At 62.0% G+C, this 21039-nt stretch carries 16 protein-coding genes; 6 read left to right on the top strand and 10 right to left on the bottom strand.

Going from position 1 to position 21039, the window contains the following annotated elements; translation table 11 throughout:
• Window positions 1-239: 239 nt before the first annotated feature.
• On the top strand, window positions 240-1493 hold the full coding sequence (gene icd, locus OKC41_RS08040) for an NADP-dependent isocitrate dehydrogenase (protein WP_010673630.1): 1254 nt from the start codon (window positions 240-242) through the stop codon (window positions 1491-1493).
• Window positions 1494-1559: 66 nt separating this feature from the next.
• Here icd and OKC41_RS08035 read toward each other — a convergent pair whose 3' ends face one another.
• Together OKC41_RS08035 and dsdA are read right to left on the bottom strand one after the other, a co-directional pair.
• On the bottom strand, window positions 1560-1736 hold the full coding sequence (locus OKC41_RS08035) for a hypothetical protein (RefSeq protein WP_010673631.1): 177 nt from the start codon (window positions 1734-1736) through the stop codon (window positions 1560-1562).
• Window positions 1737-2075: 339 nt separating this feature from the next.
• Window positions 2076-3407 carry a D-serine ammonia-lyase gene (dsdA, locus tag OKC41_RS08030; RefSeq protein WP_201893506.1) on the bottom strand — a complete coding sequence of 444 codons (1332 nt, stop codon included), beginning with the start codon at window positions 3405-3407 and terminating at the stop codon, window positions 2076-2078.
• A gap of 215 nt (window positions 3408-3622) precedes the next feature.
• Between dsdA and dsdC the strand changes: the two genes are divergently transcribed.
• A complete protein-coding gene (gene dsdC / locus OKC41_RS08025; protein WP_201893513.1) occupies window positions 3623-4567 on the top strand; it encodes a DNA-binding transcriptional regulator DsdC in 945 nt (314 codons plus the stop codon).
• Between the two features lie 349 nt (window positions 4568-4916).
• Entirely contained in the window at window positions 4917-5324 is a 408-nt protein-coding gene (locus OKC41_RS08020) for an H-NS family nucleoid-associated regulatory protein (protein ID WP_010673634.1), read from the top strand.
• Between the two features lie 470 nt (window positions 5325-5794).
• On the opposite strand, the gene OKC41_RS08015 is transcribed toward OKC41_RS08020, so the two are convergent.
• The 7 genes from OKC41_RS08015 to recN all read right to left on the bottom strand — a co-directional run bounded on the left by OKC41_RS08015 (window position 5795) and on the right by recN (window position 15411).
• On the bottom strand, window positions 5795-6901 hold the full coding sequence (locus tag OKC41_RS08015; RefSeq protein ID WP_201893514.1) for a 3-deoxy-7-phosphoheptulonate synthase: 1107 nt from the start codon (window positions 6899-6901) through the stop codon (window positions 5795-5797).
• A 251-nt stretch (window positions 6902-7152) separates the two neighbouring features.
• Window positions 7153-7959: a siderophore-interacting protein gene (locus tag OKC41_RS08010; protein WP_139700065.1), complete on the bottom strand. Its 807-nt coding sequence runs from the start codon at window positions 7957-7959 to the stop codon at window positions 7153-7155.
• 132 nt (window positions 7960-8091) lie between these two features.
• Window positions 8092-9465 carry an efflux transporter outer membrane subunit gene (locus OKC41_RS08005; protein ID WP_139700063.1) on the bottom strand — a complete coding sequence of 458 codons (1374 nt, stop codon included), beginning with the start codon at window positions 9463-9465 and terminating at the stop codon, window positions 8092-8094.
• Window positions 9462-11480, bottom strand: coding sequence for a MacB family efflux pump subunit (locus OKC41_RS08000; RefSeq protein ID WP_139700061.1), 2019 nt, complete (start codon window positions 11478-11480; stop codon window positions 9462-9464). The genes OKC41_RS08005 and OKC41_RS08000 overlap by 4 nt, the downstream gene beginning before the upstream one ends.
• The gene (locus OKC41_RS07995; protein WP_139700059.1) at window positions 11477-12640 is read right to left on the bottom strand and encodes an efflux RND transporter periplasmic adaptor subunit; all 1164 of its coding nucleotides are present in this window, start codon (window positions 12638-12640) and stop codon (window positions 11477-11479) included. The genes OKC41_RS08000 and OKC41_RS07995 overlap by 4 nt, the downstream gene beginning before the upstream one ends.
• A 194-nt stretch (window positions 12641-12834) precedes the next feature.
• Window positions 12835-13275: a universal stress protein gene (locus tag OKC41_RS07990; RefSeq protein ID WP_049636816.1), complete on the bottom strand. Its 441-nt coding sequence runs from the start codon at window positions 13273-13275 to the stop codon at window positions 12835-12837.
• 471 nt (window positions 13276-13746) lie between these two features.
• Window positions 13747-15411 carry a DNA repair protein RecN gene (gene recN / locus OKC41_RS07985; protein WP_041213253.1) on the bottom strand — a complete coding sequence of 555 codons (1665 nt, stop codon included), beginning with the start codon at window positions 15409-15411 and terminating at the stop codon, window positions 13747-13749.
• Window positions 15412-15716: 305 nt separating this feature from the next.
• Here recN and OKC41_RS07980 point away from each other — a divergent pair, with 305 nt between their 5' ends.
• Window positions 15717-16874, top strand: a complete 1158-nt coding sequence (locus OKC41_RS07980; protein ID WP_201893515.1) for a GGDEF domain-containing protein — start codon at window positions 15717-15719, stop codon at window positions 16872-16874.
• 24 nt (window positions 16875-16898) lie between these two features.
• On the opposite strand, the gene nadK is transcribed toward OKC41_RS07980, so the two are convergent.
• Entirely contained in the window at window positions 16899-17783 is an 885-nt protein-coding gene (gene nadK, locus OKC41_RS07975) for an NAD(+) kinase (protein ID WP_010673644.1), read from the bottom strand.
• A 264-nt stretch (window positions 17784-18047) separates the two neighbouring features.
• Between nadK and grpE the strand changes: the two genes are divergently transcribed.
• Both grpE and dnaK read left to right on the top strand, forming a co-directional pair.
• Window positions 18048-18623 (top strand): nucleotide exchange factor GrpE, encoded by a 576-nt coding sequence (gene grpE / locus OKC41_RS07970; RefSeq protein ID WP_042014244.1) that lies wholly within the window; start codon window positions 18048-18050, stop codon window positions 18621-18623.
• A gap of 284 nt (window positions 18624-18907) precedes the next feature.
• On the top strand, window positions 18908-20836 hold the full coding sequence (gene dnaK, locus OKC41_RS07965) for a molecular chaperone DnaK (protein WP_010673646.1): 1929 nt from the start codon (window positions 18908-18910) through the stop codon (window positions 20834-20836).
• The last annotated feature ends 203 nt before the right edge of the window (window positions 20837-21039 follow it).

Genomic DNA, 21039 nt, shown 5'->3' with positions numbered 1-21039 from the left:
GGGGCGGCGAGGGCAGGGAGACGCTGTCATCACTAGAGGAAGAGGCCCGGATGGACGGGGCCTGCGCCTCGTCAGGACCAGAGGGCGGCGAGGGAGGAGGGGATCCTCAGGCGCACTGTGATCCACTCCCCGACTATGGTCTGACATGCACGCCCGCTATTTGATTATGCAAATGGATGGGCTTAAGATGGCCGCGCGCAACGATCAGATTGATAACAAACGGAAGTTAGGAGATGCCGATGGAAAGCAAAGTAGTTATCCCGACCCAGGGCCAGAAAATCACAGTCGATGCCAGCGGCAAGCTGCAGGTTCCCCACAATCCCATCATTCCGTTTATCGAAGGGGATGGTATCGGTGTGGACGTGACCCCGGCCATGTTGAATGTGGTGAATGCTGCGGTCGAGAAAGCCTACAAAGGCGAGCGCAAGATCGCCTGGATGGAGATCTATACCGGCGAGAAGTCGACTCATGTCTATGGCGAAGGTGCCTGGCTGCCGGCCGAAACCCTGGATTTCATTCGTGAATACTGCGTGGCCATCAAGGGCCCGCTGACCACCCCGGTCGGTGGCGGTATTCGCTCCCTCAACGTGGCCCTGCGCCAGGAGCTGGATCTCTACGTCTGCCTGCGCCCGGTCCGTTACTACGAAGGGACCCCGAGCCCGGTCAAGCACCCCGAGCTGACCGACATGGTGATCTTCCGCGAGAACGCCGAAGACATCTACGCCGGCATCGAGTGGAAGGCGGACAGCGATGAAGCCAAGAAGGTGATCGCTTTCCTGCAAAACGAGATGGGCGTGAAGAAAATTCGCTTCCCCGAGTCCTGCGGCATCGGCATCAAGCCCATGTCCAAGGCCGGTACCGAGCGTCTGGTCCGTGCCGCCATCGAGTACGCCATCGACAACGATCGCGACTCCGTGACCCTGGTGCACAAGGGCAACATCATGAAGTTCACCGAAGGTGCCTTCAAGGATTGGGGCTATGCCCTAGCCCAGAAAGAGTACGATGCCCAGCTCATCGACGGCGGCCCCTGGTGCTCCTTCAAGAACCCGAAGACCGGCAAGACCATCGTGGTCAAGGACGTCATCGCCGATGCCTTCCTGCAACAGATCCTGCTGCGTCCGGCCGAGTATGACGTCATTGCCTGTATGAACCTCAACGGCGACTACATCTCCGACGCGCTGGCGGCCCAGGTCGGCGGCATCGGCATCGCGCCGGGCGCCAACATCGGCGACGGCGTTGCCCTGTTCGAAGCCACCCACGGCACCGCGCCGAAATACGCTGGCCAGGACAAGGTCAACCCGGGCTCCCTCATCCTCTCTGCCGAGATGATGCTGCGCCACCTGGGCTGGACCGAGGCGGCCGACCTCATCGTCAAGGGGATGGAAGCGGCCATCGCCAACAAGACCGTCACATATGACTTCGAGCGTCTGATGGAAGGGGCCACCCTGCGTTCCTGCTCCCAGTTCGCCCAGGACATGATCGACCAGATGTGATCCGGGTCGTTGAAATGCAAAACCGGCGCCATGAGCGCCGGTTTTTTTATGGAAGAGAGCAGGTCGTCAGGTGGTTTTTTCCACGTGCTGCTCGTAGATCTGCTGCCATTTGCTGGTCTCGGCCTCATCTCCACGGGCCTGCCAGAATTCGCAGATGGAGCTGGCGAGCTCGGATGCCATGGCGTGGTCTCCGTCACGGCGGCTCATCAGATATTGTCCCAACCAGCTTTGATATTGTTTCATCGCCCGATCTCCTTATCTAAGGTGCCCAGAGGGGAGTGCTCCAGGCGTCAAGGTCGCGCAGGAGCGATTCGAACTGGGCACATGTTGTGCTGCGCCCGGCAGGTGTTGGTCGCCGGAACCGGTGGTTATCTCACCGGAAAAAGGGGACAACGGGGCGCAGATGTCAAAAAACGGTCTCTATCGTATCACAAAATAACCAGTTGGTGGGGCTGGATGACAAATCAGGCTGTCCAGCAGTCTGGCCGTCTGTGTCATGGGGGCGAGGGCTGAGGTGCCATCTTGCTGATCTCGCAGCAGAAAAACCCGCCAGGTCGGCGGGTCACGGGGGCGAAAAAAAGATCAGATCCGGGCGCAGGCCAGGTATTTTTCCATCTCCTCGGCGGGCACCATGCCGCCGCCGGTGGCCCACACCAGGTGGGTGGCCCCGGCCATCTTGGCAGCATCCAGTCCCTGCCCACTCTGCCACTCAAGGTTGGTGGCCACTCGCCAGGGGCCTGCCATGCCCGCCAGTGCCGAGGGCTCGAGCCGGATCTCTTCATCCCGGGCCAGGAGCCCCAGCAGGTCGTACATCTCCTGATCCCTCAGGGTGTAGAAGCCCGCAAGCAGGCGTTCCATGGCGCGGCCGACAAAACCGGAGGCGCGTCCCACCGCGAGGCCGTCGGCGGCGGTGAGGTTGTCGATGCCAAGGTCTTGCACCGCAATGGCATCGTGCAACCCGGTGTGGACCCCGAGCAGCATGCAGGGGGAGTGGGTAGGTTCGGCGAAGAAGCAGTGCACGTTGTCCCCGAACGCAAGCTTGAGACCAAAGGCCACCCCGCCCGGGCCACCGCCGACGCCGCAGGGCAGGTAGACGAAGAGCGGATGGTCGGCGTCCACCCTGATGCCCATCTCGTCGAACTGCTTTTTCACCCGCTCGCCCGCCACCGCATAGCCGAGGAACAGGGTGCGGGAGTGCTCGTCGTCGATGAAGAAACAGTTGGGGTCGCGCTCGGCCTCCTTGCGTCCCTGCTCCACCGCCACCCCGTAATCCTCGGCGTATTCCACCACGATGGCGCCATGTTCGCGCAACTTTTTCTTTTTCCACTCCCGCGCATCGGCGGACATGTGGACGGTGACGCGAAAGCCGAGGCGGGCGCTCATGATGCCGATGGAGAGGCCGAGGTTGCCGGTCGACCCCACCGCGATGCTGTACTGGCTGAAGAAGTGGCGGAACTCGTCCGAGAACAGCGTGCGATAGTCATCCGTCTCGCGCAGCAGCCCAGCCTGGATGGCTAGGTGTTCGGCATGGGCCAGCACCTCGTGGATGCCGCCGCGCGCCTTGATGGAGCCGGAGATGGGCAGGTGGCTGTCTTGTTTGAGCAGCAAGCTGCCGGTGAGTTTGACGCCGTAGCGCTTATTGAGGGTCCCCTGCAGGGTCGGGATGGCGGCGATCCCGGACTCGATGATGCCGTGGCTGGCGCGGGTTTCGGGGAAGGCCTCGCACAGGTAGGGGGCGAAGCGGGCGAGCCGGGCGGAGGCGGCGGCCACATCGTGCCGGGTGAGCCCCACATGGGGCAATCCTTCCGCGAGGGAGGTGGCCCCCGGATTGAACCAGGTCACAGGGGTGAGGGCGATCAGCGGTTCGAGCAGGGGAAAGCGGGCGATGAGCCCGGCAATGTCGGTGTGTGTCATGAAAGCCTCGCGGGGTGGTGACGGAATCATCCCATTGAACGGCGCCAGCGTTGCCGTGACAAATGATAAAACGGGTGGCTTGGATGAGCCCAGTTGATGCAAATGGTCATCTACCCTACTGTGTCTTCGCATACGGGTGACTTGAGTCTTCCTGGTGAATGCAAACCTCGCCCTTCTGGTATCATCTGCCAGATAAAAGAGAGGGAGGCCCAACCATGCAACGCGATGAGCACCCAGGGGTGAGGAGCAAGCTGCTCAGCAGCCATCAGCTCGCCAGGCTCCACACCTTCGAGGCGGCGGCCCGCCACGGCTCCTTTGCGCTCGCCGCCGACGAGCTCTCCTTGAGCCCAAGCGCGGTGAGCCACCGCATCTCGGCCCTGGAAGAGGCGCTCGGGTTTTTGCTGTTCCAGCGCTTTCACCGCAAGGTAGCCTTGACCACGGAGGGGCAGCGCATCTTCTGGGCGCTCACCTCCTCCCTGGAGTTCATCAATCAGGAGGTGCTGGAGATCAGGGAGCAGGCGCTGTCGGGCTCCCTGACGCTGCACTCGCGCCCCTCCATCGCCCAGTGCTGGCTGGTGCCAAGGCTCGCCGATTTTTCCCGTCTGCATCCTCACATCGAGCTCAACCTGCTGACGGGCAACGAGCACATCAACCTGCACGGCTACGGCATCGATCTGACCCTCAACTTCGATGCCAGAACCCCGACGGGCCTGGCCATCCACCCCCTGATGGATGAATACATGGTGCCGGTGTGCAGCCCTCAATACGCCAGCGACCACGGTCTGATGGGGGAGGTGGGGAATCTGCAGCAGTGCCGCCTGCTCCATGACAGGCAGGCCTGGGGCCTGGACACGGACAGCGACGAGTGGCGCACCTGGGGGAGTCACTGGCATCTCTCCCTGGAGGCTTGCGCGTCGCACATGGGATTTGATCGAGCGGATCTGGCGATCCTTGCCGCCACCCACCACGTCGGTGTCGCCATGGGGCGCAGGCAACTGGCAAGCCAGGCGCTGGCGAGCGGAGCGCTGGTGATGCCCTTCCCGGACATGGCGGTGCGCTGCGAGCCGCGTTATTACCTGGCGACCCTCCCTCACCGCCAGTGTCCCAAGATCCAGGCATTCATCCGCTGGATACAGGATCAGGCGCAAGGGGCACCTTGAAACGGGACCTGGTTTATTGTCCGCGAAGGTCATGGCCATGAGCGCACTATTTGTACAATAAGTGCCGGCACTGCTGCTAAATGACCTGGCGCAGAGCGACGCGGGTAAGAGATAACACCGTGTACAACGAATGAGGTGAGTCTGAGATTAACCGGGGAAAATAGAAAATAAAGTCTGTGAGAGTATTCCCAATAAGTATCAGGCAGGGAATTAACCACGGTGAATAATGTCCATATGGTGTCAGCGCGCTGCCGGATGGTATAAAAACATTATGTTGTTATCCAATGGGCATGCTATTCTCAAATCGTGTTATCCCTGTGACATACAAAAATAATTCTGTGAGGAAGTAATGAACGAGTTTCTGAAGGTTCTGCTGAACATTCGCAGCTTGCGCGCTGCCATTCGTGAACTGCCGTTTGAGCAACTGCAAGAAGCGAAAGAAAAGTTTGACCTGGTATATAACGAGCGTGCCGAGTCCGTTGAACAGGAACGTGCCGAACAGGAAGAGCGTCAGCGCAAACTGAATGAATTCACCGAAATGCTGCAACAGGCTGGTATCGATCCCCGTGAGCTGATCGGCAGCGTGGCGGCTCCGGCTGCGGCGGGCACCACCAAGAGCAAGCGTGCTCCCCGTCCTGCGAAATACAAATACCAGGAAGACGGTCAGGAGAAGACCTGGACCGGTCAGGGTCGTATGCCCAAGGCCATCGCCGAGCAAGTTGCGCTGGGCAAGGATCTGAACGATTTCCTGATCTGATCGCCGGATCCGGATCTCGATAATGCCGCCTGCAGGGCGGCATTATTATTTTCAGAGTTCAGATGATGTCGCAGTAAAACCCAATTGCGCAGGTTACTCCGGTTAATTGGAGAGCCTCGTCTGGAATAGCCATGACCATCATGTGCCCAATAAAGGTGGCGCATCATCTTCCACGCCACCTTGCCACTTATACGCACTGAGGACTCATACAGCCCGTGTATCTTCGTCCCTTGTGAGAAACGAACATGGATACCTGCTGTGACAGAATGAAATAGCGGCGGTGGATCCTCATCAGTACGCCTGAGCGGCCCGTCTCTTTTTCATGCTGATGCATGACGTCCATCGCCTATTAATTTATCCCCTCTATTTATGGTCTGTTTGACACCGCTCTTCTGCGATATATCCGCACGATGCCGGACAACGTGCGGATGAGGCAGACACGGATGGGTGGCAAACAAATAAACCGAATGCTAGATGACGGGTTGTCCGAGTTCAGACTGAACGGTGTGTGCGTATTTTCTCCGGGTGCGGCGACGGGCCTGGACCGCCTCTGCCAGTATGGCAAGCAGGTGTTCACTCTCTTCCCAGCAGAGGCAGGCATCGGTCACTGACAGACCGTATTGCAGCTCACCCAGAGGAGCCGGTTTCTGGTTTCCCCCCAGCAAGAAGCTCTCGACCATGACGGCGGCGATGGCTTGGCTCCCTTCGCTCAGCTGGCGACAGAGCTCTTTGGCGACCTTCAGCTGGTTCGTGTGCAGCTTCTGGCTGTTGCCATGGCTGCAATCCACCATCAGGCGAGGGGGGAGTCCCTGACGGGTGAGGCGGTCTGCTGCCTCCGCCACATCGCTCTGGTGGTAGTTGGGCAGGGTGCCGCCACGCAGAATGATATGGCCGTCGGGATTGCCTTCGCTCTTGATCACTACCATGCCGCCCTGGCTGCCGGGGGCGGTGAAGAGATGGGAGGCGGTACTGGCCTGGATGGCATCGATGGCGACCCGGATATTGCCGTCCGTGCCGTTCTTGAATCCCACGGGGCAGGGCAGTGCGGAGGCCAATTGCCGGTGGACCTGAGACTCCGTGGTGCGTGCCCCGATGGCGCCCCAGCTGACGAGATCGGCGAGATAGAGAAAGCTGGTGGTGTCGAGGAATTCTGTGGCGGTGGCGAGCCCCAGTCCATTGATGTCGAGCAGCACCTGGCGTGCCAGATGCAATCCCCGATTGATGTCGTTGCTGCCGTCCAGGTGCGGATCGAAGACCAGCCCCTTCCAGCCCACCGTGGTGCGCGGCTTTTCAAAATAGGCGCGCATGACTATCTGAAGGCTGTCTTCATAGGCGGTGGCGAATCGTGCCAGCCGTCCGGCATAGTCCAGGGCCGCGACGGGATCATGGATGGAGCAGGGGCCAATCACGACCAGCAGACGATCGTCTTCACCTGCCAGGATCCGGCGAACCTGATGGCGCTGGCTGTCGATGTGCCGGGCCATGTCGGCCGGACAGGGGTGCTGCGCCAGCAGCTCGGCAGGGGTGGGGAGCGCCTCTATGGCGAAGGCGCGCATGACCGAATTCAAAACTGCCATCTGAAGTTACCTTGCTGTGCATGTGTGCGATGGGGAACCCGTATGCGGCATCCTGTTGGGAGCAGACAGGTTCACGGCTCATTGCAGTTGTTGAGAATGATTGTCATTATCTTGGTGTTTGTCTCAAATGCAAGTGCAATGAAATCGCCAGGCGAAGATGGGGGGAGAGGGAACGATGGCGGGGGAACCGCAGCAAAAGCAGGCCGCTTCCCCGAGGGAAGAAGCCCGCCAGTCACAAGATAAAGAGGGGATCAGCTGTCCATCACGGCGTGCCTGTCCTGGTGGTAGGCGTCTTCATCCTTGCCGCTGCGCCAGTAGGGGACTGCGTAGACCCGCTGGCGCTCGGCATCCAGGGCGCGTCTGACGTGGCGGCGCAGCGGCACGACCAGGCTCTCTTCCCCGCCAAACCAGAAATAGCTCCCCTCGGCGACCATAGGCTGGGCGGTGAAATGCGCCACCAGAGTCGCGGCCTGCTCCGGATTGCCCACGAACCAGCGCAGGTCGACGCCGGCCGGCAGCGACAGATCCTGCACGTCGTCCTGATGGGGGACCAGCAGGGCGATATGGCCGCGGGCATGGGACGGCATCACCTCCACCATGGCGCTGATGGCGGGCAGGGCGGTGAGATCCCCCGCCATGTAATAGTGCTCGGCCATTTGCAGCATGGGGTCGGGACCGCCCGGGCCCGAGATGGCGAGCCTGTCACCCGGTTTGGCGTGCAGGGCGAAACGACTGGCGGGGCCGGCCTCGCCGTGCAGGGCGAAGTCGATGTCGAGCTCCAGCGCCTCCCGGCGAAACGCGCGTATGGTGAAGGTGCGAATGACGGGTTTCTGGGTGGGATCGAGCCAGCGAGGCCCCTTGTCTGTGGGGGTGGGCAACACTATCTCGCGCTGATCCGGTCGGGGCAGCATGATCTTGACATGAGCACCGCCACAGCTGAAGGGGTAGTCCACAAGCTCGGGGCTGGTCAGGCAGATTCGGCGCAGGTGCGGGCTCACATCCTGAACATGCTTGACGGTGAGCAGGCGGGGGCGATTGGCCGGTGCGGGTTGAGACATGGGCATACTCCTGGCTGATGATGGCGCCCATTCTTGATGAAATGAAAACTATTATCAATTGATTTGTGGGCAGAATGGGTTGCGATTGACCTCCTCGGGATGTCCATCGCGATACCACACTCTCTGCCTGGGTCAGGTTCGATCGCTTCCCCCCAGCGCCCGATAGATGCCTGCCATGTTGTTGAGCTGGGCCTGCTGTTGTGCCAGCAGGGCGAGCTCGGTATCCCACAGGCGGTTCTGCTCATCCAGCCAGGGTTGCACCCCGGTGGCACCGGCCAGAAAACGGGCGCTTGCGAGCCTTTCGGCCTCCCGGGCATAGGCCCTCTGCTGCTCCAGATAGCGCAGCCGCTGTTCCCCTTGCTGAAGGGCGGCCAGGCCATCCTCCACTTCCAGCAGCGCGGTATAGAGCTGCTTGCGAAATTCGGTTTCGGCAATCTGGTAGTCGATGTCGGCGCTGGCGATGGAGAGCCGGGTCTTGTTGTACTCGAGGAAAGGGAGCGCCAGCGTGGCGCCCAGGGTGCCAACCGGATTTTGCAGCACCTGGGTCAGGGTATCCGAGGTGGTGCTGGCACCGCCGGTCAGGCTCAGGGTGGGATAAAAGCCGGTGCGGATCTCGTCTCCCCTCGCGAGAGTCTTGCGCAGCCTGAGTTCGGCGGCGCGCACATCGGGCCGCCGGGCCAGCACATCGGCGGGAATGCCGGTCGCCAGGGACGGGATCGGGCCCATGATCAGGGCGTCGGGAGCGTCAGCGAGCGGCCCGCTGCTGCGGCCCAGCAGCAGGCGAAGAGCATTGCCCGCCTGTGCCCGCTGCTGGGTGAGGGTGGCGAGCTCCGCCTGCTTGCCTGCCTTCTGCTGGCTGGCCTGTACCAGATCGAGTCGGGTCACGGCGCCCGCCTCGTATTTGGCGCGGGTCAGGCGCTCAATGCGCTCCAGATTGGCCAGTTGCTGAGTGCCCAGGGTAATGGCCGAGCCGAGGTAGGCCAGTTGCCAGTATTGCTCCAGGGTCTTGCCGATGAGCAGCAACCGGGTGGCGGCCAGATCCTGTTCGCTGGCCTGTGCTTCCCAGCTTGCCTGATCCCTTGCCGCGGCCAGTCTGCCCCAGAGATCCACCTCGTAGCTGAGGTTGAGGGAGGGGCCCAGGTTGCTGCTGGCGCTGCCATCTTTCATGTTCTTGGTGCCGCTGGCCCCGAGATTGGCGCTGACCGAGGGGGTGAGGTTGGTGTCAGCCAGATCGGCGCCGAGCAGGGCATTCTTGAGCTTGAGCCCGGCCACTCGCATGTCCGGGTTGGCGGCCAGCACCGCCTCGACCAGGCGATCGAGCGCAGGATCCTGGAATCCCTGCCACCAGGGGCCTGCCTGCTGCACGGTGAGACCCCGGCTCTCCTGCTGCCATACTGGCGCCACGTCGAGATTGGGTCTGTGATAGGTGCTCTGCTGGCTGCAGGCACCGAGGCTGGCGGTGAGCATCAGGCTTAGCCCGAGCCTTGATAGGTTGTGCATCATCATTCCCTCGCCAGTGCCTCCACCGGATCGAGCCTGGCCGCATTGCGTGCGGGCAGGTAACCAAACAGGATCCCGATGAGGGAGGAGCACCCGAAGGCCATCAGGATGGAGAAGAGCGAGAAGCGCATCTGGAAGCTTTCCACGAGCAGGGAGAAGAGAGCGCCGATGAGCAGGGCGAGGCCGATACCGAGCAGCCCCCCCAGCAGGCTGACCATTACCGCCTCGATGAGGAACTGTTGCAGTATGTCGGACTGGCGGGCGCCGACGGCGATGCGGATCCCTATCTCCCGGGTACGCTCCACCACCGAGACCAGCATGATGTTCATCACTCCGACGCCGCCGACGATGAGGGAGATCACCGCGATGGCGGAGACCAGCAGTGTCAGGGTGGCGGTGGTCTTCTCCACCGATTTGACGATGCTGTCGCTGCTGAAGGTGAAGAAGTCCTTCACGCCGTGGCGCTGGGTCAGCAGGGCGACTGCCGCCTGCTCGGCCAGGGCGGGCTGGACGCCGTCTTTGACCCGGATGGTGATCTGGGTGAAGTGCTGCTGGGAGAGGAGACGGCTCATTACGGCGCTGTAGGGGAGCCAGACATTGACCGACTGGCTGCTGCGGCCAAAGCCGGTCTCCTGGGTGACCACCCCCACGATGCGCACCGGCAGGGTGCCGACCAGCACCACCTGGCCGACCGGGTCCACCTTGCCGAGCAGGCTCTCTATGGTCTTGCCATCCACCACGGCGACTGCAGTCCGGTTTCGAATGTCCCGCTCATCGAGCAGGCGCCCCTGGGTGAGCGTCATCCCCTTGACCCGGAAAAAGTCGTTGCCGACCCCGATCACGCTGCCGCTGCTGGTCTTGTTGCGATAACGAAGCTGGCCCGACGTCGCTATCTGGGGGCTGGCCCCCTCCAGATAGGGCTGGCCGAGCAGCGCGTCGAGATCCCGCTCGTTCAGGGTCTGGATGCTGGCGGCCTTCTCGTCTCCCCAGTCCTTGCCGGGGAAGATGTCGATGGTGTTGGTGCCCATGGCGTTGATGTCGTCGATCACCTTGGCGCGCGCCCCCTGACCGAGCGCCACCACGCTGACCACGGCGGCGATGCCGATGATGATGCCGAGCATGGTGAGGAAGGTGCGCATGCGATGGGCCAGCATGGCGTGCAGGGCCATGCGCCCCGCCTCCCGGTAGCGATCCCAGCCCCGGCTTGCGGTGCGGACGGCGGCGCCTGTGCCCTGTGCATCTTGCCCGACAGAGGGAGGGGCCAGCTGGCTGCAGTCACCTGGCTGCGGGTGGGCCGGCGTCCCGGATGGGGAGGCTGCGTTGTCATCGGTCGCCCGATGGCCGCTGTCCTCCACTACCCGCCCGTCACGCAGGGTGATGATGCGATCCGCATGGCTTGCCACCGCCATGTCGTGGGTCACCAGAATGATGGTGTGGCCCTGGGCGTGCAGCTCCTTGAGAATGGCCATCACCTCCTTGCCGCTCTGGCTGTCGAGAGCGCCGGTGGGTTCGTCCGCCAGGATCACCTCGCCGCCGTTGGCGAGCGCCCGGGCAATACTGACCCGCTGCTGCTGACCGCCGGAGAGCTGGCCGGGTCTGTGGTGGCTGCGATCCTGCAGTCCCAGGCGGGTCAGCAAGGTGCGGGCTCGGGCCTGGCGATCAAGGCGGGCAGTGCCGGCATAGATGGCGGGGATCTCCACGTTGGCGGCCGCATCCAGATGGGGCAGCAGGTGATAGCGCTGGAAGATGAAGCCGAAGTGGTGGCAGCGCAGCCGTGCCAGGGAGAGGGCATCCAGGGTCGCGGTGTCCTGGCCGCGAAACAGATACTGGCCCCCGCTCGGGCGATCGAGGCAGCCCAGCAGGTTCATCAGGGTCGATTTGCCGGAGCCGGAGGCGCCGACGATGGCCACCATCTCCCCGGCATCGATGGCGAGATCCAGCGGGTGCAGCACGGTCACTTCGTGCTCTCCGCTCTGGTAGCGCCGCTCGATGCCCTTGAGACGGATCAGGGGCTCGCTCACGGCTCCATCTCCCCTTCATCGTGCAGGGCCGGCTTGCCCTGCTCCAGGATCACCTTCTCCTGCTCGGTCAGGCCGCTCACCACCTCAATCTTGATGTCATCCTTCATGCCGGTCTTGATGCGGCGGATCTCTCTCTGGTCCCCCGCCTTGAGCAGGCTGACCTCGTACTCGTTGTCGCCGATCTTCTTGCCGAGGGCGGTCTGGGGTATGGCCAGTACCTGCTTGCGCTCGCCGAGCACGATGGTGACCTGGGTCGTCATGGCGACCCTCAACTGATGGCCGGTGTTGGGCACATCGAACAGGGCATAGTAGTAGATGGCCGCATTGCTGGTGGCCGTGGTGCTGGCCGTCTGCTCATTGATGTTGGTGGGGGCCAGCTCGACCGTGCGAAGGGTACCGTGGTAGCGAGTATCCGGATCCCCTATCAGGGTGAAATAGACCGGCATGCCCGCCTTGACACGGGTGACGTCCGCTTCGGAGATCTGGGCCTTGACCGTCATGGTGTCGAGATTGGCGAGCTTGAGCAGGGTCGGTACCGTCTGGCTGGCGGCCAGGGTCTGCCCCTGCCGGGTGACGATGGAGACGACGGTACCATCCATGGGGGCCTGAATGCGGTTGTAGCCGAGCTCCGTCTTGGCGCGCTCCACCTTGATGATGGCGTTGTCGATGTCGGCCTGGGCGCTTTGCAGCTCGGCCCGGGTGACGGCAAGCTGGGCTTCGGCGCTCTCCAGATCCGCACGAGAGCTCGCTTCCTGCCGAAACATCTGCTGCTGGCGGCGCCAGGCAAGCTCGTTCTGTTTGAGCTGTGCCTGCTTGATCTTGAGCTGGGCGCGGCGGCTGGCCAGCTCCGCCTCGGCGGTCTTGAGGTTGTTCTGGGCGATCAGGGGATCGATCTCCGCCAGCAGCTCTCCTTGTTTGACCTGTTGACCCGCTTCCACCGCGAGATAGGTGACCTGACCCGAGACCTGGGCCCCCACATCCACCTGCTCGATGGCTTGCAGTACGCCACTGGCGAGCACCGTCTGCTCCACATCCTGGCGGGTTACCGTTGCGGTCAGTACCGGGTCCGGTGTGTTGCCTGGCCAGGCCAGCCAGGTGACGAGAGGGATCAGCACAAGGGCGAGCAGGGCGAGCTTGCCGGGTTTTCGAAGAGCTTTCATTTATCACCTGAACGAAACGAGCGAAGGCGTGCAAGGGCCATATCGTGCAGCAAATGGCCCTCAAAAAGAAGCGAGCAATGTGTAAGAAATCGTGTGGTTCTGGCGGTGACGCAGTGGAGGAGGTCAAGCTGGGGGAGGATGACGGCGGGGCGTCAGAAACAAGAAGACCCGCTCAGGGAGCGGGTCTTGTGGTGTCAACCGACGGCTTTGAGCAAGGCGGCGTGAGGCTCGTGGCAGATCTGGATATCGAGGGGCAGTTTGTAGAGGAGCAGACGGGCCAGCGAGCCCTCCATCCAGTGATGACGGCTGCCGACCAGCAAGAGGTCGGCGGGGTGAGCGGTCAGCCAGCGCTGGAGATCCGGCACCACGTCATCCACCACCAGGCACTGGTAATCCACCGGATGAGACAGCTGGGTGATGAGTTCACTGATGATCGCCTTGGCATCCAGGGTGCCCTGGGCGCTGCGCTCCTCTTGTGAGAGGGACAGGCTATTGCGACGGGTCTTGCTGCTGTGGGTCAGGTGCAACAAGGTCAGGTTGGCGCCCAGCCCTTGTGCCAGACGGCTCGCCTTGGCCAGTGTCTCCTGCTCGTAATCCTTGCCTTCCAGCAACAGCACAATATTGGTCGGGCTCATAAGCAGTTCTCCTTGGCAGGTGCGGGTCAGACGGCGGAAGCGCGCTCCCATCCTCCCTTTCCGCGAAATGTCAGCTCAAACGAACCCGGTGTGTTTGCATCAAGCGTCACCTTCTGTCGATGGCAACTGAAGGTACCGAGTCCGTTTACATCATCATAACAGACTGAGTTGAATGGAAAATGAAGGAGTGGGTCCGTTCAATATGCGAATGAGTGCAACGAAGATGAGTGGCGTCCTGACCATGGCGATGGAAGCCCGACTGGGTGATGACCAGGCTGGCAGGTTCAGACTGAGCATCAAGACACGTGCCGCGGATTAGCCAGGGTAGCCCCTCGTTCTTGCTTGCGGCTCACGGCATGGGTCAACCAGGCCGGCGCCGTCGGCAAGAGGCTTCAACTGGCCAGCGCGATGATGGCACGGTCAATCTGAAAGGGCCGACATGGACGGGAGGGCATCCCTCCCGCCCCGTGGTCAGCTTGCGAGCAACTCACGGGCGTTGGCCAGGGTGTTGTCGGTGATCTGATCGCCCCCCAGCAGGCGGGCCAGTTCGTTGAGCCGGGCACCCGGGGTGAGCGCCTGCATCTGGGTTTCCGTTGTCTTGCCGTCGGTGTGTTTGCTCACCACCATGTGCTGGTGACCCTTGCCTGCCACCTGGGGCAGGTGGGTGACCACCATCACCTGGGTGGATTCGCCGAGCTGGCGCAACAGGCGGCCCACCACGGCGGCGGTCGGGCCGCTGATCCCCACATCCACTTCGTCGAAGATAAGGGTCGGGGTGGAGATCTTGCGTGCACTGATCACCACGATGGCGAGGCTGATACGCGACAGCTCGCCGCCGGAAGCCACCTTGCCAAGGGGTTGGATGGGCTGACCCGGGTTGGTGGTGACCATGAACTCCACCCGATCGATGCCAAGGGGCGAGAGGCTGCTCTGGGCATCGGGTCGCACCTCGATGGCGAAGCGGCCATCTGGCATCGCCAGTTCGTGCATGCTGGCGCTTACCTTTGCGCCCAGCTCCTCGGCATAGCGCTGGCGGCTCTGGCTCAGGGCCTCGGCGGCCTGCACGAAGGCCTGGCGGGCCGAGGCCAGCTCGTCTTCCATCCCCTCGAGTCGTTCCTCGTCGGAGTTGAGGCGGGCCAGATCGGCGGCCAGCTCCTGATGGTAGTGGGCCAGCTCCGCCGGTTTGACATGGTGCTTGCGTGCCAGGTTGATGGCCTTGGAGAGGCGGCTTTCCAGCTCGTTGAAGCGCTCTGGATCCAGTTCCAGCCGGTCGAGATAGCTGCGCAGCTCGCTGTGGCTCTCCTGTACGCCGATCAGGGCTTCGTTGAGCATGCCGAGCACGTTGCCAAGCCGGCTGTCCATGCCGACCAGGGTCTCGGCCCTGTCCACCGCCGTCTGCAGCAGACCGGCGATGGTGGTCTCTTCATTGTCATAGAGCAGATCGAGGCAATATCCGCACTCCTGCATCAGCTCGGTGCCATTGGCGAGCCGCTGATGCTCCTCTTCAATCTCTTCAAATTCTCCCGGCTGAAGGGCAAATTCGTCCAGCTCCTGCACCTGGTATTCGATGAGTTGACGGCGGGCTTCCCGCTGCTGCTGCTCGGCCTTGAGCCGGTTGAGCTCGTTTTGCAACTGGCGCCACTGCTGGTAGTGGCGGCGCACATCGTCGAGGAGCAGATGATGACCGGCGTAGCCGTCCAGCAGGGCGAGCTGGTAATCGGGTTTGAGCAGCATCTGGTGAGCGTGCTGACCGTGGACGTTGACCAGCAGTTGACCCAGGTTCCTGAGCTGGGCGAGGGGGACGGGAACCCCGTTGATATAGCTGCGAGAGCGCCCCTCGGCGGACAGTACCCGCCGGACGATGCACTCACCGTCATTTTCAAGCTCGTTGGTGGCGAGCCAGGCCCGGGCGGCAGGATTACCCTCCAGCAGGAAGCGGGCACTCACCTCGGTCTTGTCGCTGCCCGGGCGCACCATGCTGGCTTCGGCGCGCTCCCCCAGGCACAGCCCCAGAGCATCGATGGCGATGGATTTGCCCGCCCCGGTCTCCCCGGTGATGCAGGTCATCCCCGGTTGCAGATCGAGCTCGAGAAACTTGACGATGGCGAAGTTGTTGACGGTCAGCTGGGTCAGCATGGTCTCATCCTGTATGGGTCAACATTACTGTGTATGCATCCAGTATATACTGGTTTTATATACAGTAAAGTGGGCAGGGAGGATTTTTGCGAAACAGGGGGAGGGCAAGGATGTCAAGGCCGCGGCATGAGTGTGACGCCGATCAGATGGCCTGCAAATCAACCTGCGTACCTGGCATGGGCTGAGGCGATGCGAGAAGCCACCTTGAGGGGCTCTCTTGTGGTGAGTAGCTGGTTGAGACACACTCGAACCAGTCCTGGTTGAGCCTGGGCTGTGCACAGACCTCTTCGCAAGGATGCGTCACGATGATCCATACCCCGACCCTGCTGCTGATCTCCCTGGCAATCAACCTGATGTCGGGGCTGATCATGCTATTCATCCACTCCCTGAAGCCGGGTCGAGGCAACTTTCTGTACTGGTCCCTCTCCGCTTTTCTCTTCTCCCTCTCCATCCTGCTGCTCAGTCTGGGGGTGTTGGGCGGCCATCCGGCGCTGGGCATCCGGGTCGGCGGCCTGGTCTCGCTCATGAGCATCCTGCTGTTGCTCGCCGGTTTTTGTGCGCTTTACGAGCGCGCATGGCATCCCCGTGCCGTGGGGGGAGGCGTGGCGGTGTTGCTGCTGCTCTATCTGGGACTGTCCAGCCTCGCCCCCGTGCGCATTGTGCTGGCTCTGATGGAGTCGATGTTGTACCTGTGGTGCGCCTGCCTCATCGTCTCTCTCGGTCGGCAACAGAAGCGGGTGCTCCATGTGGTGGCGCTCATTTACCTGCTGCATTTCACCATCCTGCTGAGTCAGGGGGGACTGCTCTTGCTGGGAGCCGAAGGGCGGATGGGGGACGGAGGCTGGCTCGATCTCATCTTCTTCATGCACATGGTGCTGACCATCGGCTCGGTGTTGCTGCTGCCTCTGGTGGCCTATGTGGAGACGGAGGAGGCATTGCTGGCGCTCTCGGAGCGGGATCCCCTCACCGGGGTGCTCAATCGGCGTGGCCTCTTCAGGCACGGAGAGGGTACTACGCCTGGCCAGACGCGCTGCGTGGTGGTCCTGGACATCGATCACTTCAAGCGGGTCAACGACCAGTTTGGTCACGGCTGCGGGGATGAGGTCATTCGCTATGTGGCCGGGGTGCTGGTGGCCGAGGTACGCAAGGATGATCTGGTGGGGCGCATCGGTGGCGAGGAGTTCGCCATCATCATGGGGGGCGTGAGCGGCCAGATGGCCCGCGACATCTGTGACCGGATCCGCCGCCAGATAGAGACGGGCTCCCGGCAGGGGGCCTGCCTGCCGTGCGAGGGGGTTACGGTGAGCATGGGGGTCGTGTGCGCCAGTGCCGAGGCTGACCTGGCACTGATGCTGACAAAAGCCGATGCTGCCATGTACCGGGTGAAGGAGGCGGGGAGAAACGGGGTGCATCTGGCATTCGAGCCGGCACCGCCTCGGCTGGTCGAAAGCAGCGAGGGGTAGACCCTCGCCACCGGTGTTGCCTGGCTAGAAGAGCTTGCTGCCCCAACCGAGCTTGTTGCGCAGCACGTGGAAGTAGCTGTAATCCAGCGGATGCACCAGATGCAGCTTGTGGCTGCTCTTCTTGATGAGGATCTCGTCCCCCGGGTGGACCGCCAGGGTGACCTGGCCGTCGCAGCTCACCTGCATGGCGTCGTCCTGGTTGTCCGGCGAGACCAGCAGCCGCACTTCGCTGTCCGCATCCAGCACGATGGGGCGGCTGCTCAGGGTGTGCGGGAACATGGGCACCAGCGTGATGGCGTTGAGTTTGGGGGTGAGAATGGCGCCCCCTGCCGACAGGGAGTAGGCGGTGGAGCCGGTGGGGGTCGCCACTATGATGCCGTCCGAGCGCTGGCTGTACATGAAGCTGCCGTCGATGTAGACCTCGAACTCGATCATGTGGGCGATCTTGCCCGGGTGAAGCACCGCCTCGTTGACCGCGAGGTTGCTCGACTTGCGCTCCCCGTGGCGATAGACGGCGGCCTCCAGCAGGAAGCGATGCTCGCTCTTGAAGTGACCCGAGAGCACCTGCTCCAGGGGCAGCAGATAATCCTGGGGCGAGAGATCGGTCAGGAAGCCGAGGTTGCCCCGGTTCACCCCGATCACCGCCACATCGAATCGTGACAGCACCCGGGCGGCCCCCAGCATGTTGCCGTCACCGCCGACGACGATGGCGAGATCCGCCTGCTCGCCGAGCTGCACCAGATCCATCACGTTCTCCCCGAGCAGCCCCAGGGTATGGGCCACCCGGCTCTCCAGCAGCACACGAAAGCCGCGGCTGGTCAGGTACTGATACAGGCCGGTCAGGGTCTGGTTGGCCCCCTCGTGATGGGGCTTGCCGATGAGGGCAACGGTTTTGAACGGAGAATCCATAGGTTATCGGGTCTGGGAGAGTCTTGGGGGGGAGTATACCGCGCTTTGCCGGGGATTTGTCTGCCTCCGTGGCGGTTGGTGCAATCGGCCCCGAAAAGGGGCTGCCTGGCACGCGGATGGGCGCCATTGTGCCCGATCTGCCCTTTTCCCCTTGAAAGCCGGGGCTGTGTCCCCATAATAGCGCCAACACAGGGTCTGCTGGCGCGTGTCGCTTGTCTGAACGCCAGCCACCCTCACACGCAACCCCTGAATATTGGAGATGTCATGAGCCACGAAGAACAAAAGGTTGAAGCGATGGAGCAAGTGGAAGCCCAGCCAATCGAGCCGACCGATGTAGACAGTGAAGTGACAGCCGAGCAGGCCCGCATCGCCGAGCTGGAGGCCCAGCTGGAGGCGGCCCAGCAGGCCTCCCTGGAAGAGCGCGAGCGCGCCATTCGCGCCGTTGCCGAGATGGAGAACCTGCGTCGCCGTGCCGCTCAGGACGTGGAGAAAGCCCACAAGTTTGCACTGGAGAAGTTCGCCGCAGAGCTCTTGCCGGTGCTGGACAACCTGGAGCGCGCCATCGAGCTGGCGGACAAGGAGAACGACACCCTCAAGCCGATGATTGAAGGGGTCGAGCTGACCCTGAAATCCATGCAGAGCGGCGTGGCCAAGTTTGGCCTGGTGGCGCTGGACCCGACCAACCAGCCGTTCGACCCCAATGCCCACCAGGCCATGAGCATGGTGCCCAGTGCCGACGTGGCGCCGAACACCGTGATCGCCGTGATGCAGAAGGGCTACGAGCTCAACGGCCGCGTCATCCGCCCGGCCATGGTGATGGTCTCCAAGTCCGCTGACTGATCACGCTGTTCTCACCAAGCCCGCCGCTTGGCGGGCTTTTTGTTGGATATGGCGCCAAAAAAACGTGTCTGGCGTCATTTGGCTGTCAGGTGGCCTGTATGCAGGTTTTTTCAGGGCCGGACTTGAAGCGCCGACTTGAGACCCCATATAGGTTGCAAAGCCACGGCGGCACAAAAAATTTGATGCCGGGAGCTTGAAAGCCACAGTGGCAGGCCCCACCTAGCCGTTAACGTATCAAGGCGAGCCCCTCGCCAGTTTATTCAAAGTATTTGGAGATTCGTCAAATGGGTAAAATCATCGGTATTGACCTGGGTACTACCAACTCCTGCGTCGCTATTCTGGATGGCGACCATGCTCGCGTGATCGAGAACGCGGAAGGCGACCGTACTACTCCGTCCATCATTGCCTATGCCGATGACGGCGAAATCCTGGTTGGTCAGCCGGCCAAGCGCCAAGCCATCACCAACCCGAAGAACACGCTGTTCGCCATCAAGCGTCTGATCGGCCGTCGTTTCGAAGATGACGAAGTACAACGTGACCTGAAAATCATGCCGTACGCCATCGCCAAGGCCGACAACGGTGACGCCTGGGTTGAAGTCAAAGGCAAGAAAATGGCACCGCCGCAGATCTCTGCCGAAGTGCTGAAAAAGATGAAGAAGACCGCCGAGGACTACCTGGGCGAGCCGGTGACCGAAGCCGTCATCACCGTACCGGCCTACTTCAACGACGCCCAGCGTCAGGCCACCAAGGATGCCGGTCGCATCGCCGGTCTGGACGTCAAGCGCATCATCAACGAGCCGACTGCGGCTGCGTTTGCCTACGGCGTCAACAAGGTCAAGGGTGAGCGCAAGGTTGCTGTATATGACTTAGGGGGCGGTACCTTCGATATCTCCATCATCGAGATCGACGAAGTCGAAGGGGAAACCACCTTCGAAGTACTGGCGACCAACGGTAACACCCATCTGGGTGGTGAAGACTTCGACAACCGCGTCATCAACTACCTGGTTGACGAGTTCAAGCGCGAGCAGGGCATTGACCTGCGCAACGACCAGCTGGCTCTGCAGCGTCTGAAAGACGCCGCCGAAAAAGCCAAGATCGAGCTCTCTTCTGCCCAGCAGACCGACGTGAACCTGCCGTACATCACAGCAGATGCCACCGGTCCGAAGCACATGAACATCAAGGTGACCCGCGCCAAGCTGGAATCCCTGGTGGAAGACATGGTGAAAGACTCCCTGGAGCCGGTTCGTGTCGCCCTGAAAGACTCCGGTCTGGCCGTTGGCGAGATCGACGACGTCATCCTGGTGGGCGGTCAGACCCGTATGCCGCTGGTTCAGAAGACCGTGGCCGACTTCTTCGGCAAAGAGCCGCGCAAAGACGTCAACCCGGACGAAGCCGTGGCCATGGGTGCTGCCATCCAGGGTGCCGTACTGTCCGGTGACAAGACCGACGTACTGCTGCTGGACGTGACTCCGCTCTCCCTGGGGATCGAGACCATGGGCAGCGTGATGACCGCGCTCATCGAGAAGAACACCACCATTCCGACCAAGAAGTCCCAGGTGTTCTCCACCGCCGAAGACAACCAGTCTGCCGTGACCATTCACGTGCTGCAGGGTGAGCGCAAGCGCGCCAGCGACAACAAGTCCCTGGGCCAGTTCAACCTGGAAGGCATCCGCCCGGCACCGCGCGGTCTGCCGCAGATCGAAGTGACCTTCGACATCGACGCCAACGGCATCCTGCACGTCTCCGCCAAAGACAAGGAGACCAACAAGGAGCAGAAGATCACCATCCAGGCCTCTTCCGGTCTGTCTGATGACGAGATCGAACGCATGGTACGCGAAGCCGAAGCCAACGCGGCCGAGGACAAGAAGTTCGAAGAGCTGGTGCAGGCCCGCAACCAGGCTGACGGTCTGGTCCACTCCGTGCGCAAGCAGGTCACCGAAGCCGGTGAAGCTCTGCCTGCCGACGAGAAGACCAAGATCGAGACTGCCCTGAGCGAGCTGGAATCCGCCATCAAGGGTGACGACAAGGCTGCCATCGAAGCCAAACAGCAGGCTCTGCTGGAAGCGTCCCAGAAGCTGATGGAAATTGCCCAGCAGCAGGCTCAGGCGCAAGGCGCCGCCGGTGCTGACGCCGGTCAGTCCTCCTCTTCTGCCAAGGCTGACGACGACGTGGTCGACGCCGAGTTCGAAGAAGTGAAAGACGACAAGAAGTAAGCCCGACCCGTATGGGCGAAGTCCGCTTCGCCCATCGGCTCAGAATCTGTTCACGGTCTGTCGCGAGAGGCCGTCAGCAAGGTAAAGAGCAGCGCAGGAACCGGAGTGTATGTGAATACATGAGCACTCTTGGTTACAAACAAGCGAGCTGCATATGAGCCTTGATCACGGCTTCGTAGTAAGAGTGTGAGCAGATTCGTCCA

It is taken from the genome of Aeromonas sp. QDB17 (assembly GCF_027705305.1).
Classification (GTDB): domain Bacteria; phylum Pseudomonadota; class Gammaproteobacteria; order Enterobacterales; family Aeromonadaceae; genus Aeromonas; species Aeromonas caviae.
This window is presented reverse-complemented; position numbering and strand designations above follow the sequence as displayed.